Annotated in this window: 1 protein-coding gene; it reads left to right on the forward strand. The window is 37.7% G+C overall.

The annotated features are described in order from the left end of the window. Positions 1–721, forward strand: a 721-nt coding sequence (locus tag ACYVRH_RS13290; protein WP_461257374.1) for a hypothetical protein, incomplete at its 5' end; no start/stop codon positions are given. Positions 722–1,008: the final 287 nt, after the last annotated feature.

The raw sequence follows: 1,008 nt of genomic DNA on the forward strand, positions 1-1,008 counted from the left end.
GGCGGCTTGCGGTGATGACAACGATGACGGTAAAAATAATTTGTCAGGAACCGCTTGGATTAGTGATTCGACAGTAGATGGGAACTTTCTTCTTCAGTTAAAAGAAGAAAGAGGTTTTATTTTAACTATCTCTCAAGGGGATTTTGGTTATGGAACAACGAATCAGCTAAGGATCGATGGAAGTTGGACTTTTTCAGGAAAAACTGTAACTTTGACAGCTGAACAATTTATAGATGGTTCACGAACATTATCACTATCTGGAAATATATTAACATTTAATGATAACGAAGATGTAAAGTTAATAAACGTCTTTTCTGCATTTGATGGCACATGGAAACCCGAAGATACTGCCAATTATATTAAATATGTATTCACAAAAGAATCATTCACAAAAGGAGCATTTATAGGATATTCTAAAGATATGGCGATTACACGCGGTACATTTAGTGGGCTCAGTTTCTGGGACACATCGCTTAATATGACAATGGTGGCTTTACTTCAATATAATATTCCTGTAATTGAGTGGATAAATGCGGGGGAGAACGGTACTAAACCAGCAGACAAATGGGAGAAAAAACCAGACTATCTCACGGGCTTTCAGCTAAATATGATAAGTCGCAATAAAATTAATATTGGAAGTGTTTATTTGGATGGCCAAGACTTAGGTTTTTCGGGAATATTAAACATGCCTGGAGGTGTTTTTATAAGACAAAACCAATAATCGGGGTGAGCGCAACAGTACCAGGAGGCGCACAATTACCTGACACCCAAATTTCATAGTGTCGTCAAGAAATTGGCGACACTATCTATAGCATATAAAAACACTTTCATAGAAAGAGGCAAAAAAGCCTACGGCTTTTTTGCTAGGAAACAATCTACCGTGATCTGTCGCCATTCTTCAAACACAACATAAGAAAAACCGAAGACAGCGAAGAAGTGGAAACCAAAAAAGAAGCGTTACGTGATGTAAAAGGCTTAATCAACGGCAAGAAAGAAGGCAAGTTCGTA

This window comes from Treponema sp. R80B11-R83G3 (assembly GCF_054786115.1).